Raw genomic sequence first — 19,163 nt, 5'->3', positions numbered from 1 at the left:
TATTTTTGCGTAATCGATTGCATTGGATAAAATGATTTTAAAACTTGAATTATTTTGAAGATGTATACCCTTAAAATTTATACTATTAACTAAATTAAAAACTAAAATATGAAAAACAAATTTTCCTTTTTGTTTATTGTGACCCTGTTTACTTTAATGTATTCATCGGTCTATGCACAAGAAAAAGCAGTCACGGGGGTAATAAGCGACGCCTCAAACATTCCTGTACCAGGAGTAAACGTCCTCATAAAAGGAACCCAAAAAGGAGTTAGTAGCGACCTTGATGGCAAATACGCTATTTCAGTTCCAGATGGCGCTACATTAGTTTTTACTTATATAGGTTTTAAAACAAAAGAACAAAAAATAGGCACTGCAAGTTCTTATAATGTCTCTTTAGAATCTGAAAGCGCATCATTAGATGAAGTTGTAGTCGTTGGATACGGAACTAAGAAAAAAAGTGATCTTACCGGATCTATTGTAAGTGTTGGTGCCGAAGAAATTGCTTCCAGGCCTGTGCAAAATGCAGTGCAGGCTATGCAAGGAAAAGCCGCTGGGGTAGATATTTCTTCTAACGAGCGCCCTGGTACGGTAGGAAACATAAATATTCGTGGCGTGCGTTCTATTTCTGCTTCGAATTCACCACTTTATGTAGTGGATGGAATTCCTTTAAATTCAGGAGGTATCGATTTTTTAAACCCTAATGATATTGAGTCAATTGATGTGTTAAAAGACGCTTCGGCTACTGCTATTTATGGCTCTCGTGGTGCCAATGGAGTTATTATTGTAACCACTAAAAAAGGTAAGAACGGAAAATTCACTTTAAGTTATGACACTGCTGTTACCACAGAAACTATACATGAAAATGCTAGATTGATGAATTCAGCAGAATATCTTGACTTTCGTCGTTGGGGGAGGTATTACTCAAATCCATCCGCATTTCCAAAAGGAGATGCACCAAATATTGCGAATGATAAATTAATTTTCTTGGAATCGGCCGATCCAGCAGCTTGGGCAAACATCCAAAAAGGATATACAGATGCTAACGGAAACTTAACAACAGCTTGGGATGGTTCTAAAGTGAACACCACCGATTGGACTAAGTTCGTTAGCCGTACTGGGATTACCCAACAACACACCCTAAGTGTTAGTGGGGGTACTGATAAATTAAGAGGGTATGGTTCTTTTGGATATATGGACAATACAGGAACATTAAAGGGCCAAAGCTACAAACGTTATACTGGTATTGCCAATGTAGATATTACGCCCACGAAATGGTTCTCTATGGGCGCGAGTCTTAATACAAGCTATGCTATAAATGAATACGGACAATCTAACGTGGGTAGATCTGCAGTATCAAGTTCTGGCGGTATTTATCAAACAGCGCGTGCTAATCTTCCGTACACAGTTCCTTATGATAGCAATGGAGTACGAATTGATAACCCAGGAGGCGATTCTACCATAAGAACGGTAGTAGACGAAGAGAAATATTCTCAAGATCAACGAATCACATTACGTGCTTTTGGTAGTTTTCATGCTCAGATAGATTTTGGATCATTTTCGCCAGTACTTGAGGGTTTAAAATACCGTGTTAATTTTGGTCCAGATATTACTTCGTACCGTAATGGGGTATTTTTAAATGGAAAATCTTCCATTCGTTCGGGTACAAGTTTTGCTTCATTAGCAAAAAACCAAACTATATCTTATACTTTAGATCATTTACTTTTTTACAATAAAACGTTGGGAAAACATAATTTTGGTTTGACATTATTGCAGAGTCAAACGGAATACTCGAATGAAGAAAGTGCCATGTCAGCCAATGACATTAAAAACGTTAAAAACAAATGGAATGCTTTAACTCCTTCAAATGTAGTACTTAACAGCTATTCTTCAAATATAACAGAAACGGGTTTATTATCCTACATGGGTAGAGTAAACTATGGATATGCCGACAAATATTTACTTACGGTATCGGGTCGATATGATGCAGCTTCGCAGCTGGCACCTGGAAACAAATGGGCCTTTTTTCCGAGTACTTCCATAGCATGGCGTTTGGACAAAGAGGAATTTTTGCAAAATGTATCTTGGCTTGACCAATTAAAACTAAGAGCAGGTTTCGGTATTACTGGAAATGCCGCTGTAGGTGCTTACGCAACTCAACCCCCATTAGCAGGAATAGTTTACCCAACGGGGTCAGGATTAGTAAACAATGCAACGTTAGGTAATACAGCTTTAAGTTGGGAAAAAACGACACAGTACAACTATGGTATCGATTTCGCCATGTTTAACAGCAGAATATCTGGTGCTTTAGAATATTATACTAGTAAAACCACTGATTTATTGTTACAAAGGAGCATCCCTACAGTTACCGGCTTTATTAACACTTTTGAAAATGTAGGAGCAACAGAAGGAGAGGGAGTAGAACTTACTTTGAATACTGTAAATGTACAAACAAAGGATTTTGAATGGAGTTCTAGTTTAAGTGCCTCATGGCAACAAAATCGCATTGTAGAATTACAAAATGGTAAATTTGATGATATTAACAACAACTTATTTATTGGACAATCGCAAAATGTGATTTACGGTTTTGCATCAAACGGAATTTGGAAACCAGAAGATGCTGCAGAAATGGCCAAATTCAATGCGTTTTCAGCGACTCCTATTTTTTCATTTGGAAATGCCAGACCGGTAGATCAAAATGGCGACTACAAGATTGATGCGAACAACGACCGTGTGATTATAGGTACTGCTGATCCAAAATTTATAACAGGATTAACGAATACTTTTAATTATAAGAATATCGAATTATCCTTTTTTGTATATGGTCGTATGGGATACACCTACAACACTTTCGGAGAAAACGAAGGTGCAAAAGGCAGCCAAAGAGCGATAAACTATTATACTGATAATAATACCAATTCAGAATATCAAAAACCAATCTTTTCAGCAGGTACTGGCGATCCCTATTTTCCTGTTTTGGGATACCGTAGTGGTTCGTTCTTAAAAATACGAAACGTCTCTCTAGGGTACAACTTCTCAGAAGAATTAGCGCAGCAAATTGGAGTCTCTAAAATGAGATTTTATATTCAAGCAACTAATCCAGGTATGATTTTTTCTAAAGTTAAATGGACTGATCTTGATACACAAACAACGGCTTCTAACAGAGGGTTTACTTTAGGATTAAATGTACAATTCTAAAATTAAACTTTAATAAAAAATAAATTATGAAAAATTATCAAAAACTATATATTAATTTGATGCTAGTAGCTACTTTTAGTCTTAGTACCTCTTGTAGCCAAGATTTCCTAGACGAAGAGTTGACCACAGCCTATAGCAAAGACTATTATAAAACTGAAGATGGAATTCAAGCGTTGGTAGTTGGAACCTACTACCAAGTATTTGCCTTAGATATGAATAGAGAAATACCCCTTACAGCGACAGAATCAGGAACAGATGAGTTTCATGCTGGAGGAGATCCATCAAATCATATCTGGAATTCATATTCCTCTGGTTTTAAATCCTTTGTAACCGTATCTAATGCTAACACTGTTGCGGCTAACACCAATTGGGACAATTTGTACGTAGGAATAGGGAATGCGAATCAATTAATTGAGTCTGCTACAGCAATTATTTCCACTAACGATGCGATCAAAAAAATAGCCTTAGGCGAGGGATACTTTTTGAGAGCCTATAACTATTTAAAACTCGTAAGACAATATGGTGGCGTACCATTAAAATTAAATGTTAGTACAACGGTAGAGCTAGAATTTACCAGAGCGACTTCACAAGAAGTCTTGCTGCAAGTAATAGCTGATTTCACACAAGCTTATAGCTTATTAAACAATACTGGATCCTCTGCTAAAATTTCTAAAGATGCTGCTGCCCATTATTTAGCAAAGGCCTATTTAACTCGTGCTAGCGAAATTAATGACACTTGGAACTCGGCTACGAAAGCAGCTGATTTACAACAAATAGTAACCTTGTCAGACGAAGTTATTTCTCGTCATCCATTGGCCACAAACTATGGAGATTTATGGAATTATACCGCTCCGGATGGTGCAAATGAAAAACTGTCAGAATTGATATTATCGGCTCAGTTTAATGCCAGCCAGCTGACATCGGGAGGCAATCAACAACATCTTTATTTTCTTTCTACTTATGACCAGTTACCTCAAATGAAGCGCAACCTGGCAGGAGGAAGACCCTTTAGCCGTTTGGCACCTACTTATTTTGTTTATGATGTATTTGATCAAGTTAACGATTCTCGTTTTTGGAAAAGTTTTCAAACAAAGAGCATCGTCAACAATAAATCAGGAGCGTATTATGTAAATGGTGATTTAGGGATTATGTACGTTATCAACAGGGCTACAGACACTCGTTTTGCAAAAACTAAAAATACAGATGCTATAATCTATTCAAAAACTGGAAAAACAATTCCAAGCGTATATGTAGCTTATGCAGCAGACAAAGTGGGTTTAATGGCAGATGTAAGATTTCCATCTTTGAGTAAATATATGGATGGAAATAGGATAGATTTATCTAGTATTAAAGGATCTCGTGATATAATATTAGCGCGTTCGGCAGAGACCTATTTGATGGTCGCTGAAGCAAAAGTGCGATTGGCTAAATTAGGAACCACTACTTTTGCTGATGCTCTATCTTATATCAATACAGTTCGCACCCGTGCTAATTACAAATCTGGAGAAGATCGTGCTGCTTATACTGATGGTTCAGCTGCATGGACCGCTACTGCACAAGCTGGAATTCCTATCTCTTTTATCAAGGAGAACTCGTATTATGAATCTAATAATATTTCAAATACCACCGCAGCAACTAACTTAACCATTTCCAACATTAGTACCTTGCCTGCAGCGGATCAGGCTGTAATTACAAAACTAGGATACTCCAGTGATTATGACCGAATGCTGTGTCTGATATTGAATGAGCGCACTAGGGAACTTTGTGGAGAGTTTCATCGTTGGGAGGACTTAAGTAGAACTAAAACCTTGGTCGCTAGAGCGAAGGCTTATAATATTGAAGCCGCTCCAAATGTTCAAGATTTTCATAATCTGCGTCCTATTCCTCAAACTTTCCTAGATGCAGTATATGCAAGTGGAGCGCCATTGTCGACCATTCAAAAACAAGAAATGCAAAATCCTGGTTATTAGCGTCATAGTCGCAAGGTTTTGTCTTTAATTTTATACCAGCGCTATAGTTTTCACTATAGCGCTTTTTTTATACTTTCTGGCTAGAGGATGACTTTGGATCCAATAAAACAAGCCGTCAATTTCTTTATTAAAAGCAAACTTTTTTCAGAAAATCAGTCTTAATATAAGTACATTTTTTGAGTCAATATATTATTCCCAAATAAATTATTTTTACCTATAGCTCCTAAAAAATATTTATTGAACATTAAAAAATAAAAAAGTAATCAAATTATGGAGTCTTTATTTTGTATTGATTTAACAGTCTATTGAAAAACAATAATTTAGGATTAATTGAGATTTTTTTTATTCAAAATGATATTTAAAATGAATTATTACAGGAGAGAGCAGGATAGTACTTTTATTATTTATAAATAATTTCGTTTATAATTAATTAAATTTAATCTAATATGAAAAATAAAATTATTCTTCTGTATGTTATAGCACTATTTACCTTGATGCATACGGCAGGTTATGCGCAGGAAAAAACAGTCAGAGGTGTGGTTACTGATCCTTCAGGCTTGCCTATTCCTGGAGCAAATGTTGTCATTAAAGGAAGTCAGATGGGTACAAGTACTGGTTTTGATGGAACATATTCTATCAATGCTTCTTCAGGAGACATACTAATTTATACTTATACAGGATCTAAAACTGAAGAGAAGACGATTGGTCAATCGAACGTTTATAATATCATGCTAAAAGAGGAAAGTGGTCTTCTAGATGAAGTTGTAGTTGTTGGATATGGTACACAGAAAAAAAAGAATGTTACTACCTCTATCGCAAGTATGAAAACAGATTTACTTGGACAGCGTCCCGTAGCCCAAATTGATCAGGCGATGGTTGGTCAAATGGCAGGAGTTAGAGTAGTTCAAACGAGTGGGGTTCCTGGAAAAGGACTTTCGGTTCAAATTAGAGGATCGGGATCAATTTCTGCAAACAATCAACCCTTATACGTGGTAGATGGATTTCCATTGGAAACATCAAGCCAAAATAATAGTGGAAGTTTTGGATCAGGAAATCCATTGGACAATATAAGTCCTAATGATATTCAATCCATCCAAGTTCTTAAGGATGCTGCTGCTGCTGCAATTTACGGTTCACGTGCTTCTAATGGAGTTGTTGTAATAACTACAAAATCGGGAAGTAGTGGAGCTCCGATTATCAACTTTAATACTTACTTTGGGGTAACTAAAACGGTCAAAAAATTAGATATTTTAAGTTCTCAAGAATGGATTGACAGAGCTACAGAGATGATTGATTACAATTGGGTACATTCCGCCACTGGAAGAACTGCTGATCAGACTAGCGCTGTCAGAAGAGCAATTCTTGGAAGTTTTAATGCTAATTTAATAAAAGATGATCGATGGGCTATGCCTGGACATCCTGGACTTGACTTTATAGACTGGCAAGATCAATTATTCAGAACTGGTGTTGTAAAGAACTATCAACTATCTGCGCGTGGCGGTACAGAGGCTGTGAAATATTATGTTTCAGCAGACCATTTGGATCAAGAAGGTGTTGCTATAGGAATTGGCTACAAAAGATATTCTGCAAGAGCAAATATATCAGTTAATTTAAGTGACAAACTTTCTTTTGGTGTGAATATTTCGCCATCTTATTCAATTAGTAGTGATCCTGGTGTAGAAGGGAAGGATCAACAATTACATTCTTCGGTTACATCAGCTCCTATATCAGAAAACGGACTAGATTATAACACTAATCAAAACACTGCATATGCATGGGGGACAAGTAGGCCAAGCCCAGTTAGATATGTTGAAAATACTATTGGTGATACTAAAATATTTAGAAACTTAACTAATTTATTCGCTAACTATAAAATAATTCCAGGACTTACAATTAAGACAACCTTGAATTTAGATAATGTAGATAATTCATATAAATTCTTTAGTCCTTCTTTTGTTAGTGCAACCAGATTGGCATCTGCTCAATATACTTCTTATCGGAAACAAAATTTTGTCAATGAGAATACAATATCGTATGATAAAACAATTAATGAAAAACATACTTTTAATATATTAGGAGGAGCTTCTTATAGCTCTTTCAAATTTGATTATCAAAGAATTACCGGTGCTCAAGGATTTGGTACGGACTACATCTCTACTTTAAATGCAGCAAATAACATCAATGCGAGTAGTACTCTTACTACAGAAACTAAGAGGGTTTTACTTTCCTATTTTGGTAGAGTTCAGTATAATTTTGATGATCGTTTCTTAGCAACAGCCACTATAAGACGTGATGGTTCTTCTAATTTTGGTACTAACACAAAATGGGGAATTTTTCCATCGGCTTCTATGGGTTGGAATATTGCTAACGAAAAGTTCATGACCAAGGTTAGTTCAATTAGTGATTTAAAATTAAGAGGAAGCTGGGGATTGACCGGAAATAACGGTTTAGGAGATTATGCTAGTATTTCGAGAGTCGGATTCTCTAATTATTCATTAGGAGGAAATCGTGCAACTGGACAAGTTCCTTTAAATTCAACCAATCCGGATTTAAGTTGGGAAACGGCTGAAACGTATAATTTTGGGGTAGATTTAGGTCTTTTCAATAATAGAATATTTGCTTCCTTAGATTATTATATAAAAACCAATAGTGACTTGTTGTTGAATGTTCCAGTTCCTTCTGCCTCTGGTTTTGGTTCCGCAACTACTAATATAGGTGAAGTAGAAAATAGAGGTTGGGAATTAGAACTTAGCACAAAAAATATTACAGGTTCATTTCAATGGACAACCAATTTTAATTTAAGTCATAATTCTAATGTAATTAAAAAATTAGGACCAAACAATTCTCCAATATTTGGTGGAGGAGCTTTTGATATTCCTCATAACATTCTTATGGTTGGGCAACCAATGTACAGTCTTTTTTTAGTTCAACAAGAGGGAATTTTAACTCAAGAAGACATTGCTAATAACGTTGCTTTATTAGGAAGTAATCAGACTGTTGGGGATCCAAAGTACGTTGATGCTAATGGTGATGGGGTTATTAGTCAAAATGACAGGGTACTTTCTGGGCACCCGAATCCAGATTATCTTTGGGGCGTTACTAATACTCTTAAATACAAAGGCTTTGACTTATCTATATTACTTCAAGGACAAACAGGTGGTTTAATCTATTCTACTTTTGGTAGGGCAATAGACAGAACAGGGATGGGTTTTAATGAAAATGTATTGGGTTCACATCGAGAGCGATGGATTTCAGCAGAAGATCCAGGAGCCGGATCAAAAGGTAAAGCGAATTCAAGCTTTGGAAGAATTAAAAATACAGATTGGCTTTATTCCTCTGATTATTGGAGAATACGGAACATCACCTTTGGATATGATTTAGGAGCTCAACTTGGTAATAAAGTATTTAAAGGATTAAGACTTTATGTAACTTTAGAAAATTGGATTGGTGGCGATAAGTACACAGGAGGATTTAATCCGGAGGCTGTAAATAATGATGGAGATGATTACGGAGGATTCCCGCTCTCAAAATCAATTATTACGGGTCTTAACTTTACTTTTTAAGCTAATCACAAACATAAAAAACAATGAAAAATATATTTATAGCCGCTTTAATTGCCATTACACTTATTTCTTGTTCAAGTGAATTGGATCAAACTCCAATATCAGAACTGGGAAGCAATAACTTTTATTCGAACACAGGAGAATTTGAAAGTGCCGTCAATGGGATTTACAGTTCACTTCGGTTCTATCCAGACAATCAATTTTATCTCTCAGAGGTAAGATCAGATAATATGTATGCTGTAACTGATTCTGGAGTAAGAGATTACGAGCCTGTTAATAATTTTCAACCTACACTAACTACAAATAGCTATGTAAATACGGTTTGGAATACAAATTATGCGGGTATTCTTAGAGCAAATACTGTTCTGGAGAAATTAAGTGAGACTGCCGTACCAGATGTTACTGTTCGTACTCGCATGGAAGGGGAAGCTAGATTTTTAAGAGCTTTTTTCTATTTTGATTTAGTACGTTTGTATGGAAAAGTACCTTTGATGGATAAAGTTTATACACCAACCGAAACGCTTAACATTGGTAGAAGTTCTGTTAGCGTAGTTTACGATTTTATTCTGAATGACTTAGAAAGTGCTATAGCTTCACTTCCGACAACTTATGCTGTGAGTCAAAAAGGAAAAGCAACTTCGTGGGCAGCCAAGGCCTTACTTGCAGAGGTATATCTTACTCGTTCAGGTCCAACTTATGGTATTGAAGGGCCAGGGATGAATACTGGAGAATATGCACTTGCTCTAAGCTTAATGAATGACATAATAACGAATGGGCCATTTGGTTTAGTCAGTAATTACGCTTCTATTTTCGCTTATAATAACGAAAATAATATGGAAATGATTTTTGATATTCAATATTCTTCAGGAGGAACAGGTGTAGGAGGAAGTTACCCTTCAATTTCAGTTACCGAAGGATATTTAAGAGCAAAGAAAGTAGGTTTTCCAAATGGAGAAGACAGAAAAAATGTTTCGACAAATTTACTTAATACCTATACAAATGCTGATATTAGAGACGATTTTAGTATTTTACTAAAATATACAGATGAAAACAACAATGTTATCTCTGCTCCTTCTTTTGTGAAATACTTAAATCTTAGTTATGCAGGTCAAGATCGTTTTGACTGGAGTTTAAACTATCCTGTAATAAGATACACTGATATTTTAATGATGAAAGCCGAAGCAATACTAATGGGAGGTGTTGGCTCTCAACAAGATGTAGACAATGCTGTAAATTTAGTTCGGAAAAGAGCTGGATTAGCAGACATTTCAGGGGTAAACATTGATAAACTTCTGGAGGAAAAAAGACTGGAATTTGCCGGTGAAAGTAAAAGATGGTATGATCTAGTACGTACCGGAAAAGTAATTGATGTGATGAATGCTTGGATTCCAGGTGAAGATATAGTAAAACGAATGAATACAATGCAAGCAAACTATGTTATTTATCCTGTACCTGCAAACCAAATGACTGTAAAGACAGGTTTGTATGAACAAAATCCAGGGTATAATTGATCCTAAATAATTTTTAGATAAAACTGAAGTGCTGTCGTTCTATACGATAGCACTTTTTTATTTACAGGGAAGCACAGGATACTCTTATTGTTTAACTCCATTATCTTTCAGCAGATATTAATCTAATTAATGATACGAATGGTTTGCTTTAAAAAGATACTGCTGGTTTCTCTTGTTTTGTGGGCTCAAATTTCATTAACAGCACAAATTAAATTACCCGCTTTGGTTAGTGATAATATGGTCTTACAACGAAATTCATCCATAAATTTATGGGGGTGGGCTTCGCCTAACGAAAAAATAAATATACAGTTGGGATGGCAAAATACTTCTGTAGAAACAACTGCTGATAAAGAGGGTAATTGGAATGTGATTGCCAAAACGCCAAAAGGCAGCGAAAAAGCCTATTCTATAATTCTAGAAGGCAAAAATAAAATTACACTTCATAATATCCTCATTGGCGAAGTTTGGGTTTGTTCGGGTCAGTCCAATATGTATTTTCCGGTGGGAAAAGAAGAAAAAACATGGAAAACGGGTGTTAAAGATTATGAAGAAGAAATTAAAAACGCCAATTTCCCCAATATTAGAATATTCACCGTTTTGACTAAAGCTGCTCAAAAATCGCTGGATGACGTTAAGGGTAGTTGGGCGGCATGTTCGCCAAATACTGTGAATACTTTTTCGGCTGTGGCGTATTTTTTTGGAAGGGATTTGCACCAAAATTTAAAAATCCCGATAGGTTTGATTTCTTCTTCTTGGGGAGGAACAAAAGCCGAAGCCTGGACTTCGCAAAAAGTTTTAGAAGAAAATCCAGATTTTTTATCCATTCTGGAAACCGATGCGAAAAACGAAAAATTATACCAAGAAAAACTGGAAAACTATTATTTGAATTTGAGAAATGAAAGAATCACCAACAACAACGATGTATCTAAGACGGAATTAAAAAAACCTAAAAAAGAGGAAAACAAAACCTCGTATGTTCTTTACAATGCCATGCTACATCCATTGATAAACTATACGATTAAGGGAGTAATTTGGTATCAAGGTGAAAGTAATGCCGATAAAGCGTATCAGTACCGAAGCCTATTTCCCGCAATGGTTAAAAACTGGAGAGAGGATTGGAAACAAGGTGATTTTCCTTTTTATTATGTTCAGATCGCACCGCATAACAGCCAGAACCCAGCAATACGAGAAGCGCAACTTATGGCCTTGAAAACCGTAACTAATTCGGGAATGGTTGTAACCACCGATATCGGTGATGCAAAAAATATTCATCCAATAGACAAACAAACGGTGGGGAAACGCCTCGGCCTTATTGCGCGTGCAAAAACGTATAACGAACCTAATTTAGTATATTCAGGTCCAATTTATAATCACATGAAAATAAATAGACAACGCATTCAAATCTATTTTGATTACGCTAATTCGGGACTTACAAAAAAGGGAAATCAACTAAAAGAATTTGAAATTGCTGGGGAAGATCATGTTTTTTATCCAGCCGAAGCGTTAATAAAAGGGAGCACTGTGATTGTTTCTTCTTCAAAAGTAAAAAACCCAATAGCCGTTCATTTTGCATGGAAAGCCGTGCCAGAAGCCAATTTATTCAACACAGAGAATTTGCCGGCTTCTCCTTTCCGCACCGATGATTGGGTTGAAAAAACAGATATGAGTTTTTAATTTATTTAAAGGACATAGAAATATATGAATGCTATTTGCACTTTTTTTGAAATGCCATTTTTAATGGTTTTACTATTTTGTTTTCAGTTAAATAAGCAAGAAAAAATAGGCCGAAAACGTCTGGTTTCCAGACATAAACGAGGATAAAAAGTTTAAATTTAAAATATGAAAAAAATAAACAAGAAGCATAAATTACTATTTACTATAGTACTCAGTATATTTTTTTTGCCTCTTTTGGCGCAAAATCATCCTAAAGAAGAAACGAGCACGATTGCCGATAAACCCTTGTATCGCGATTCAATTTTTGATGGAGCTGCAGATCCCACTATCATTTGGAATAAAAAAGAAAAAAAATGGTTTATGTTTTACACTAATCGCAGGGCCAATAATGGTGGAAATGGCGTAAGTTGGGTGCATGGAACTCCCATTGGCATTGCCGAATCAAAAGACGGTGCCCACTGGAAATACAAAACCAATTGCAATATCAATTATTCTCTTAAAGACGTTACATATTGGGCTCCAGATGTAATTAAGCACAAAGGAAAATACCACATGTATCTGACCATTGTTCCCGGTATTTTTGAAGATTGGTACCATCCGCGTTACATCATCCATTTAACGAGTAAAAATTTGACGGATTGGAACTTTAAATCCAAACTGACATTGGCTTCCGATCGTTGTATAGATGCTTCTGTATTTCAATTGCCTGACGGGAACTGGCGTATGTATTACAATAATGAAAATGACGGAAAGTCGATTTATTATGCAGATAGCAAAGACTTGTATCATTGGATAGACAGCGGAAAAAAAGTGGTAAAAGACAGAGGCGAAGGCCCTAAAGTTTTTAGTTGGAAAGGGAAGAATTGGATGGTTAATGATGCCTGGAAAGGATTAGGAATCTACTCTTCGGATGATTTTATCAACTGGAATCGCCAAGAAAAAAACATTTTGCAAGTACCTGGAACGGGCGACGACGACAAAGTAATTGGTGGGCATCCTGATGTAGTTGTAAATGGCGATAAAGCCTATGTTTTTTATTTTACACATCCCGGGCGAACACCTCAAAACAAAGGAATCGACAATTACGAAACCAGAAGAAGCTCCATTCAAGTAGCCGAATTGGAATACATCAATGGAGAAATTGTTTGTAAGCGAGATCAACCCGTTAAGATTACCCTTAAACACTAAAAATATGAGAAACAGCAGCCTTAGAAATGCTTTTAAAATGAAATTAAAATCAGGTTTCGAAATAGAATACAAAAAAAGACACGATGCCATTTGGCCTGAATTGCAAACCTTACTTTCGGACTCCGGAATACAGGATTATAGCATCTTTCTGGATGAAGAAACGCTGACTCTTTTTGCTGTTCAAAAAATAAGTGCTGATTTTGATGAAAATTATTTGCCTAATCATCCCATTGTAAAAAAATGGTGGGATTATATGGCCGATATTATGGAAACCAATCCAGATAACTCTCCTGTGACAACTTCATTAAATGAAGTTTTTCATGCTGATTAAATATTTTCTTTGTTCCTCTACAAGTTAATCAATAACTCACAATGAATTTAAAAAAAACTGTATTTTTTGTCCAAATTCTACTTTTTGCATTTGTTTGCATTTATGCCCAAGAAAGAACTACGATTAAACTAAACAATGAATGGAAGTTCTTTAAATTCAGTAGCGAAAAGGATTTCGAAAATCATTTTAATGATGCAAAATGGCAAACTGTTAGCGTTCTGCGCGATTGGACGATTTACGGCTCTTGCGACAAAGAAATAGACAAGCAAACGGCTGCCACCCCAACCCGACCGGTAACCGTGGGAATGGATCAGGTAAAAGCCACAATGGAATCCAGATTTGGAGTTTTGAGGAATATTCCTGGATTATATTATCGAATACATTTATATAAAAAGGCTTTCAAAAAATTCCCTCAAGGATTTATATTGGGGTCCGAAACGGCTTCAAAGGTGAGCTCGTGTGGCGTTTACAAATTTCCGGTAGTGAAAGCGGTGTCGAAGCAATGTCCCGATTTTCAAACTTCTTCCTATGATTTAGAATATTGCAGTTGGTCTAATTTGCCCGATAATGATAAAAAAATTAAAAGAGGCTAAATGAAAGTAGATAAAAAAAGAATTTTATTTTTAATAATGGTTATGTTTTCTGCTGTTCAGGCTAGGTCTCAAGACACCAGAACTTTCGAAATTTTCCAGTTTCCAGCCAATAAAATACCAACTATTGACGGAAATCCAGACGATTGGAAGATGGTTCCAAAAAGTTACACCGTGGGAATGGATCAATTATGGGATGACAGTGGAAAACAGACGAAAGCGAATCCAAAAAATTTGGATGTCAGTGTTAAAGTAGCTTGGGTAAAAGGTTTGAATCGGTTGTATTTTTTATACGAAGGCTACGATGATTATTGGGATTTTTCCTTAACGGGTTTGCACAACGATATATTTGAAGTCACTGTCGATGGTGATCAATCCGGTGGCCCATTTATTGATCGTTTCCATCCCAATAAATCATTGACTAATACGATGGACGCTTATTTTTCATACCACGGTGTTCACGCGCAAAACTACCATATTTTCACGCCTGCCGAAGGAAAAGATTGGGCTTTAGTATGGGGAAGTCAGCCATGGATTAAGGAATTGCCTTATGCTAATGCCGCTACCCAATATAATTTTAAACCCGGAGAATCTGGAAAACTAACGTTGGAATTTTGGATAACTCCTTTTGATTACGCCGGCAATGATCCCGCGAGAGCCGTTGAATCCATTTTGACTGAGAATAAAAACATAGGACTTTGCTGGGCGATTATCGACTATGACGATGTCAATAAAGAAGCTAATAACGGATTTTGGAATCTATCAAAAGAGCACACGATGTATGGCAATGCGAATTATAGTTTGCCATTCAAACTAATGCCTTTGGAAGCCGAATTCAAAAAAGAAATCGCTGCCCAATGGAAGTTCAACACGGTGGACATGAAACGAAGAATGGTGGCCTTTATCGATCAATCGGAAGGGGAAATTAAATCTTGGAAATGGGATTTTGGTGACGGCACGACTTCTTTGGAACAAAATCCGATGCATCAATACAAAGAATCTGGAAAATACATCGTCGTTTTGAACATTGAAGGACCAAAAGGAAAATCCAGAATGTCGAAAGTTTGGGATGTAGCAGTAAAATAAAACAACAATTAAAATAAAAAATGAAACCTAAATTAACAATATACTTGCCTGTAGTGCTAGCAATTATGGCTTTTACGGGATGCAAAGCGCAACAGAAAAGGACAATTTCAACAATCACTTTGTCCAACAATTCAACTATAGAATTATCCGACAAGGCGGTAACAATAAAAAGAAGTGGTATCGATAAAAATAATACCAAAAATTTTCCCCTTTTAATTTGCAAAACGGATACCATTCCTTCGCAAGTCAATGATTTGGATGGAGACGGCAAATGGGATGAACTATTTTTAATTACGCATTTCGCTGCCAAAGAAAAGAAAACCATCCAGCTAAAATGGGTTATGGAAACTCCTAAATTCCCTGTTAGAACCAGTGTGCGATTCGGAAAAAGAGAGGCGGAAAATATACCGTTACAACCCGCAACAGCCGAATCAGTAAATTCACATCAAGTCTATAAAAAACTAGGTTTCCAGAAATACCAAACCGACGGACCTTCATGGGAAAATGACAAAGTAGGTTTCAGGCATTATTTGGATGGACGAAATTCCAAAGATGTTTTCGGAAAAAAAATACCCGCGATTACACCCGAAAATGTTGGGATTAATAGCGCAGGAGCAGTCGAAGACAATTATCACGTAATGCACGATTGGGGAAGAGATGTTTTTCCGGTGGGGAGTTCAGTAGGATTAGGTGGTTACGCTTTACTTGTTGACAAGGAAATTACGCGACTTGGAATTCTTGGAACCGATACTTTGAATAATATCGAAAAAACAACTTTCAAAATTGTTAATGAAGGCTCTGAAAACTCAGTTTTGAATTACAAATATTCCAATTGGAAAGCATCTGGTAACAACTATCAAGTAAATGAAACTACTTCGATTTGGCCAGGAATGTATGCCTATAAAAATACCGTAAGCATTGATGGAATTTTTGGAAAGGAAACATTTTTGGTGGCTCTTTCGAACATCAACAATCAAAAAGGATTAAAAGTTATTGAGGTTGGAGATTGGGTTTGTCTTGTTCAACACGATAATCTGGGCTATAACCGCGAATGGATTATGGGAACTGCAATCATTGTTCCTAAAAAAGGGTACAACGGTTATATGGAAGCGCCTGAAAAAGGACAATTAACGGATTCCTTTTTGGCGAAATTTAAAATAGAGAATAATAAACCAATCAGTTATTACGCAGTAGCTGCATGGGAATTGAGTGCCGACAAAAAATTCAAGGATGCCAATTATTTCACCGACTACGTAACCAATTTGGCAAAACAACTGGCTGCAGAAATTACTGTTGTTGTAAAAAAATAAAACAAACCAAAAACCACAAATTTTTAAATTATAACGCCATGAAACATTACCACATCCCAGTTGTAGCCTTGCTTTTTTTGGGCAGCCTATCTCCGAGTATTGCTCAAACCAATGATGCCACCACGCCATTGCATTTAATGAAACCAGATTACCCAACGCCATATATAGTTCCACAAAAAGAGAGCATAAAAATGGTTTTGGATAGAGTCTATAACTTTTTAGATAAAAATTCGGCTTCTAAAATTATAAATGCGAACACAAAAGCCGAAATCACGAATTATAAAAAAGGCAATGAAGACATCATGTTTGAGCCAGGGTCGTTTCGATTGACAAGCTACGAATGGGGAGTTACTTATGCGGGAATGCTTTTGGCAAGTAAGGCTACTGGCGAAAAATATTTTGCCGACTACACCAACAAAAGAATACAATTAATCGCCGATATCGCCGAAAACTACCAAGAGAAAAACATCAAAGACAAAGACATGCTCAAAACCCTGCATCCTGAAGCATTGGATTTTGCAGGAGCGCTTTGTGCCGCTTTTATAAAAGCAAAACAAGATGGACTAAAAGCAAATGCCGATCCGTTGATCAACAATTATATTGACTTTATCAGCAACAAACAATTCAGGTTGCAAGACGGAACTTTGGCCAGAAACAGACCTCAAGACAACACGATTTGGTTGGACGACATGTTCATGAGCGTACCGGCACTTGCCCAAATGGGTAAATATACTGGCAATGTAAAATATTTTGATGACGCCGTAAAACAAGTCAAGCAGTTTTCGGGGAGAATGTTCAATAAAGAAAAAGGAATTTACATGCACGGTTGGGTGCAATCCATGGAAGACCATCCACAGTTTCATTGGGCTAGAGCCAATGGTTGGGCAGTAATGACCATGGTCGAATTATTGGAAGTTTTGCCTAAAGACCACCCAGGATACGCAGGGGTTTTGGCGCAATTACAGGCACACATCAAAGGATTGGCAAAATACCAAGATGGAACCGGTTTTTGGCACCAATTATTGGATAGAAACGACACTTATCTGGAAACTTCGGCAACAGCTATTTACACCTATTCAATTGCCAGAGCCATTAATCGTGGTTATGTAGATAAAATGACTTATGCACCAGCCGTATTATTGGCTTGGAATGCTGTAGCCTCCAAAGTCGATGAAAAAGGGCAAGTGGAAGGAACTTGCGTGGGAACAGGAATGGGATTTGACCCCGCTTTTTATTACTATCGCCCAATAAATGTATTCGCGGCTCACGGCTATGGACCAGTTTTATTGGCTGGATCCGAACTGATTTTGTTAATGAAAGACAGCCAATTCGAAATCAACGACAGTTCCATTCAATTAAAAATAAAAGGCAAAAACAACCAACTCAAATGAAAATTAAAATCTTTTTAAATACCATTATACTATTCGTTACGGCAACTGCTTTAGGTCAAATAGGCACTCGTTTTCCATCCGAAAAAAAGATAGTGAAAGACCCAGTAACGGGGCAAGAATTAATTTTCTTGACGACGAAATCGGCTGGAGATTCTAAAACCTATCCCACGCATCCACAATGGACATCCGATGGGGAATGGCTGATATTTAGATCAAACAGAGTTAAAGGAGAAGCTATGGCGGTTAATGAAAAATCCGGCGTAATGGTTCAAGTTACCGAAGGCGGTTACTCAGGGACGCTGTGCATGGCGCAAAAGTCTATGAAGCTGTACTTTATGCGTAAAGGACAAGAGGACAAAATGCAAATTATGGAAGTAAATCTTGCTAAGGTTTTCGAGGATAGTAAACTTGGAAAAGTGAAACCCGTTTCGGCTTACGAACGCGTTTGCGGCACTATGAGTCCAGAAATGGGAGCTTCCGGAGATATGGCATTGGATGCCGATGAAGAAAAAGTTTATTTCAGGGTTGGAAAAGAAGAAGCTGCCAGACATTTGGATGCTGGAGTTATCCTCGAAAAAAGTTTTGGACCCAGAAATATGGGAGCTGGCCCGGGTGGGATTGGCAGTATGAATCTGAAAACAGGCGAGTCGAAACACGTAATTTCAGTTCCTTTTCAAATTGGGCACATCCAATCGAATATCTGGAATCCAGACGAAATTATTTTTTGCTGGGAAACAGGAGGGAAGTCGCCCCAGCGTACTTGGACCGTCATGGCAGACGGTACAGGTTTACGACCTTTGTATTCTGAATCCGATTTTGAATGGGTTACGCACGAAGCCGTGATTGGTAAAGATGAGGTAGCGATAGCGATTATGGGACATCGAAAAATTGATATTGAGAAAGATGCCCCTGTGGAAGTTGCCGCAAACGGCGAGATAAGAAATCCTGTCAATCCGGGACAAGAAAGTAATTGGGGAGCCACTGGAACACGAGAAAAACCTACAGGTCTAGCCATTGTCAATCTAAGAACAAGACAGATGATTATTGCTGGGCAAACCAAAAGCGGCAGCGGTTTATGGCACGTTCACGGTTCAGCCGACGGAAGATGGGCAGTGGGAGACGATTTTTCGAGAAGTTTGTATCTAATTGACCGAAAAACAAACGAAATGATGATGCTCACAACAGGACATAAAGAAACAGCTGCTGACCATATTCATCCCACTTTTAACAAGGAGGGAACAAAAATTCAAATACAATCTGCGATGATTTCCGAAGACAATCGTACCATGAATATCTGCATTGTAAATGTGCCGAAGGAATGGTTGAAACGATAAGTTGAAAAAATAATTATGAA

General features: G+C 37.0%; 12 protein-coding genes. All 12 read left to right on the top strand.

Annotated elements, in window-relative coordinates; all coding sequences use genetic code 11:
* The first annotated feature begins 108 nt into the window (after positions 1 to 108).
* The 12 genes from ACNQGJ_RS15055 to ACNQGJ_RS15000 all read left to right on the top strand — a co-directional run bounded on the left by ACNQGJ_RS15055 (position 109) and on the right by ACNQGJ_RS15000 (position 19,143).
* Entirely contained in the window at positions 109 to 3,195 is a 3,087-nt protein-coding gene (locus tag ACNQGJ_RS15055) for a SusC/RagA family TonB-linked outer membrane protein (RefSeq protein ID WP_417974429.1), read from the top strand.
* 26 nt (positions 3,196 to 3,221) lie between these two features.
* A complete protein-coding gene (locus tag ACNQGJ_RS15050) occupies positions 3,222 to 5,165 on the top strand; it encodes a RagB/SusD family nutrient uptake outer membrane protein (RefSeq protein WP_417974431.1) in 1,944 nt (647 codons plus the stop codon).
* Positions 5,166 to 5,611: 446 nt separating this feature from the next.
* A complete protein-coding gene (locus ACNQGJ_RS15045) occupies positions 5,612 to 8,728 on the top strand; it encodes a SusC/RagA family TonB-linked outer membrane protein (protein WP_417974433.1) in 3,117 nt (1,038 codons plus the stop codon).
* A gap of 23 nt (positions 8,729 to 8,751) precedes the next feature.
* Positions 8,752 to 10,239: a RagB/SusD family nutrient uptake outer membrane protein gene (locus tag ACNQGJ_RS15040; RefSeq protein WP_417974435.1), complete on the top strand. Its 1,488-nt coding sequence runs from the start codon at positions 8,752 to 8,754 to the stop codon at positions 10,237 to 10,239.
* 138 nt (positions 10,240 to 10,377) lie between these two features.
* On the top strand, positions 10,378 to 11,913 hold the full coding sequence (locus tag ACNQGJ_RS15035) for a sialate O-acetylesterase (RefSeq protein WP_417974437.1): 1,536 nt from the start codon (positions 10,378 to 10,380) through the stop codon (positions 11,911 to 11,913).
* Positions 11,914 to 12,078: 165 nt separating this feature from the next.
* Positions 12,079 to 13,101, top strand: a complete 1,023-nt coding sequence (locus ACNQGJ_RS15030; protein WP_417974439.1) for a family 43 glycosylhydrolase — start codon at positions 12,079 to 12,081, stop codon at positions 13,099 to 13,101.
* A 4-nt stretch (positions 13,102 to 13,105) separates the two neighbouring features.
* Positions 13,106 to 13,432: an L-rhamnose mutarotase gene (gene rhaM, locus ACNQGJ_RS15025; RefSeq protein ID WP_417974441.1), complete on the top strand. Its 327-nt coding sequence runs from the start codon at positions 13,106 to 13,108 to the stop codon at positions 13,430 to 13,432.
* A 41-nt stretch (positions 13,433 to 13,473) separates the two neighbouring features.
* Complete coding sequence (locus ACNQGJ_RS15020) at positions 13,474 to 14,025, top strand: hypothetical protein (protein ID WP_417974443.1); 552 nt, start codon at positions 13,474 to 13,476, stop codon at positions 14,023 to 14,025.
* Complete coding sequence (locus ACNQGJ_RS15015; RefSeq protein ID WP_417974445.1) at positions 14,026 to 15,108, top strand: PKD domain-containing protein; 1,083 nt, start codon at positions 14,026 to 14,028, stop codon at positions 15,106 to 15,108.
* A 20-nt stretch (positions 15,109 to 15,128) separates the two neighbouring features.
* Positions 15,129 to 16,418 (top strand): DUF4861 domain-containing protein, encoded by a 1,290-nt coding sequence (locus ACNQGJ_RS15010; RefSeq protein ID WP_417974447.1) that lies wholly within the window; start codon positions 15,129 to 15,131, stop codon positions 16,416 to 16,418.
* Positions 16,419 to 16,456: 38 nt separating this feature from the next.
* Complete coding sequence (locus ACNQGJ_RS15005) at positions 16,457 to 17,809, top strand: glycoside hydrolase family 88/105 protein (protein ID WP_417974449.1); 1,353 nt, start codon at positions 16,457 to 16,459, stop codon at positions 17,807 to 17,809.
* Positions 17,806 to 19,143: a TolB-like translocation protein gene (locus ACNQGJ_RS15000; protein WP_417974451.1), complete on the top strand. Its 1,338-nt coding sequence runs from the start codon at positions 17,806 to 17,808 to the stop codon at positions 19,141 to 19,143. Before ACNQGJ_RS15005 ends, ACNQGJ_RS15000 begins: the two co-directional genes overlap by 4 nt.
* Positions 19,144 to 19,163: the final 20 nt, after the last annotated feature.

Source organism: Flavobacterium cryophilum (genome assembly GCF_048286555.1).
Taxonomy (GTDB): Bacteria; Bacteroidota; Bacteroidia; order Flavobacteriales; family Flavobacteriaceae; genus Flavobacterium.
Note: the sequence above shows the minus strand (reverse complement) of the source record. Positions and strands in the feature narration are given on the sequence as shown.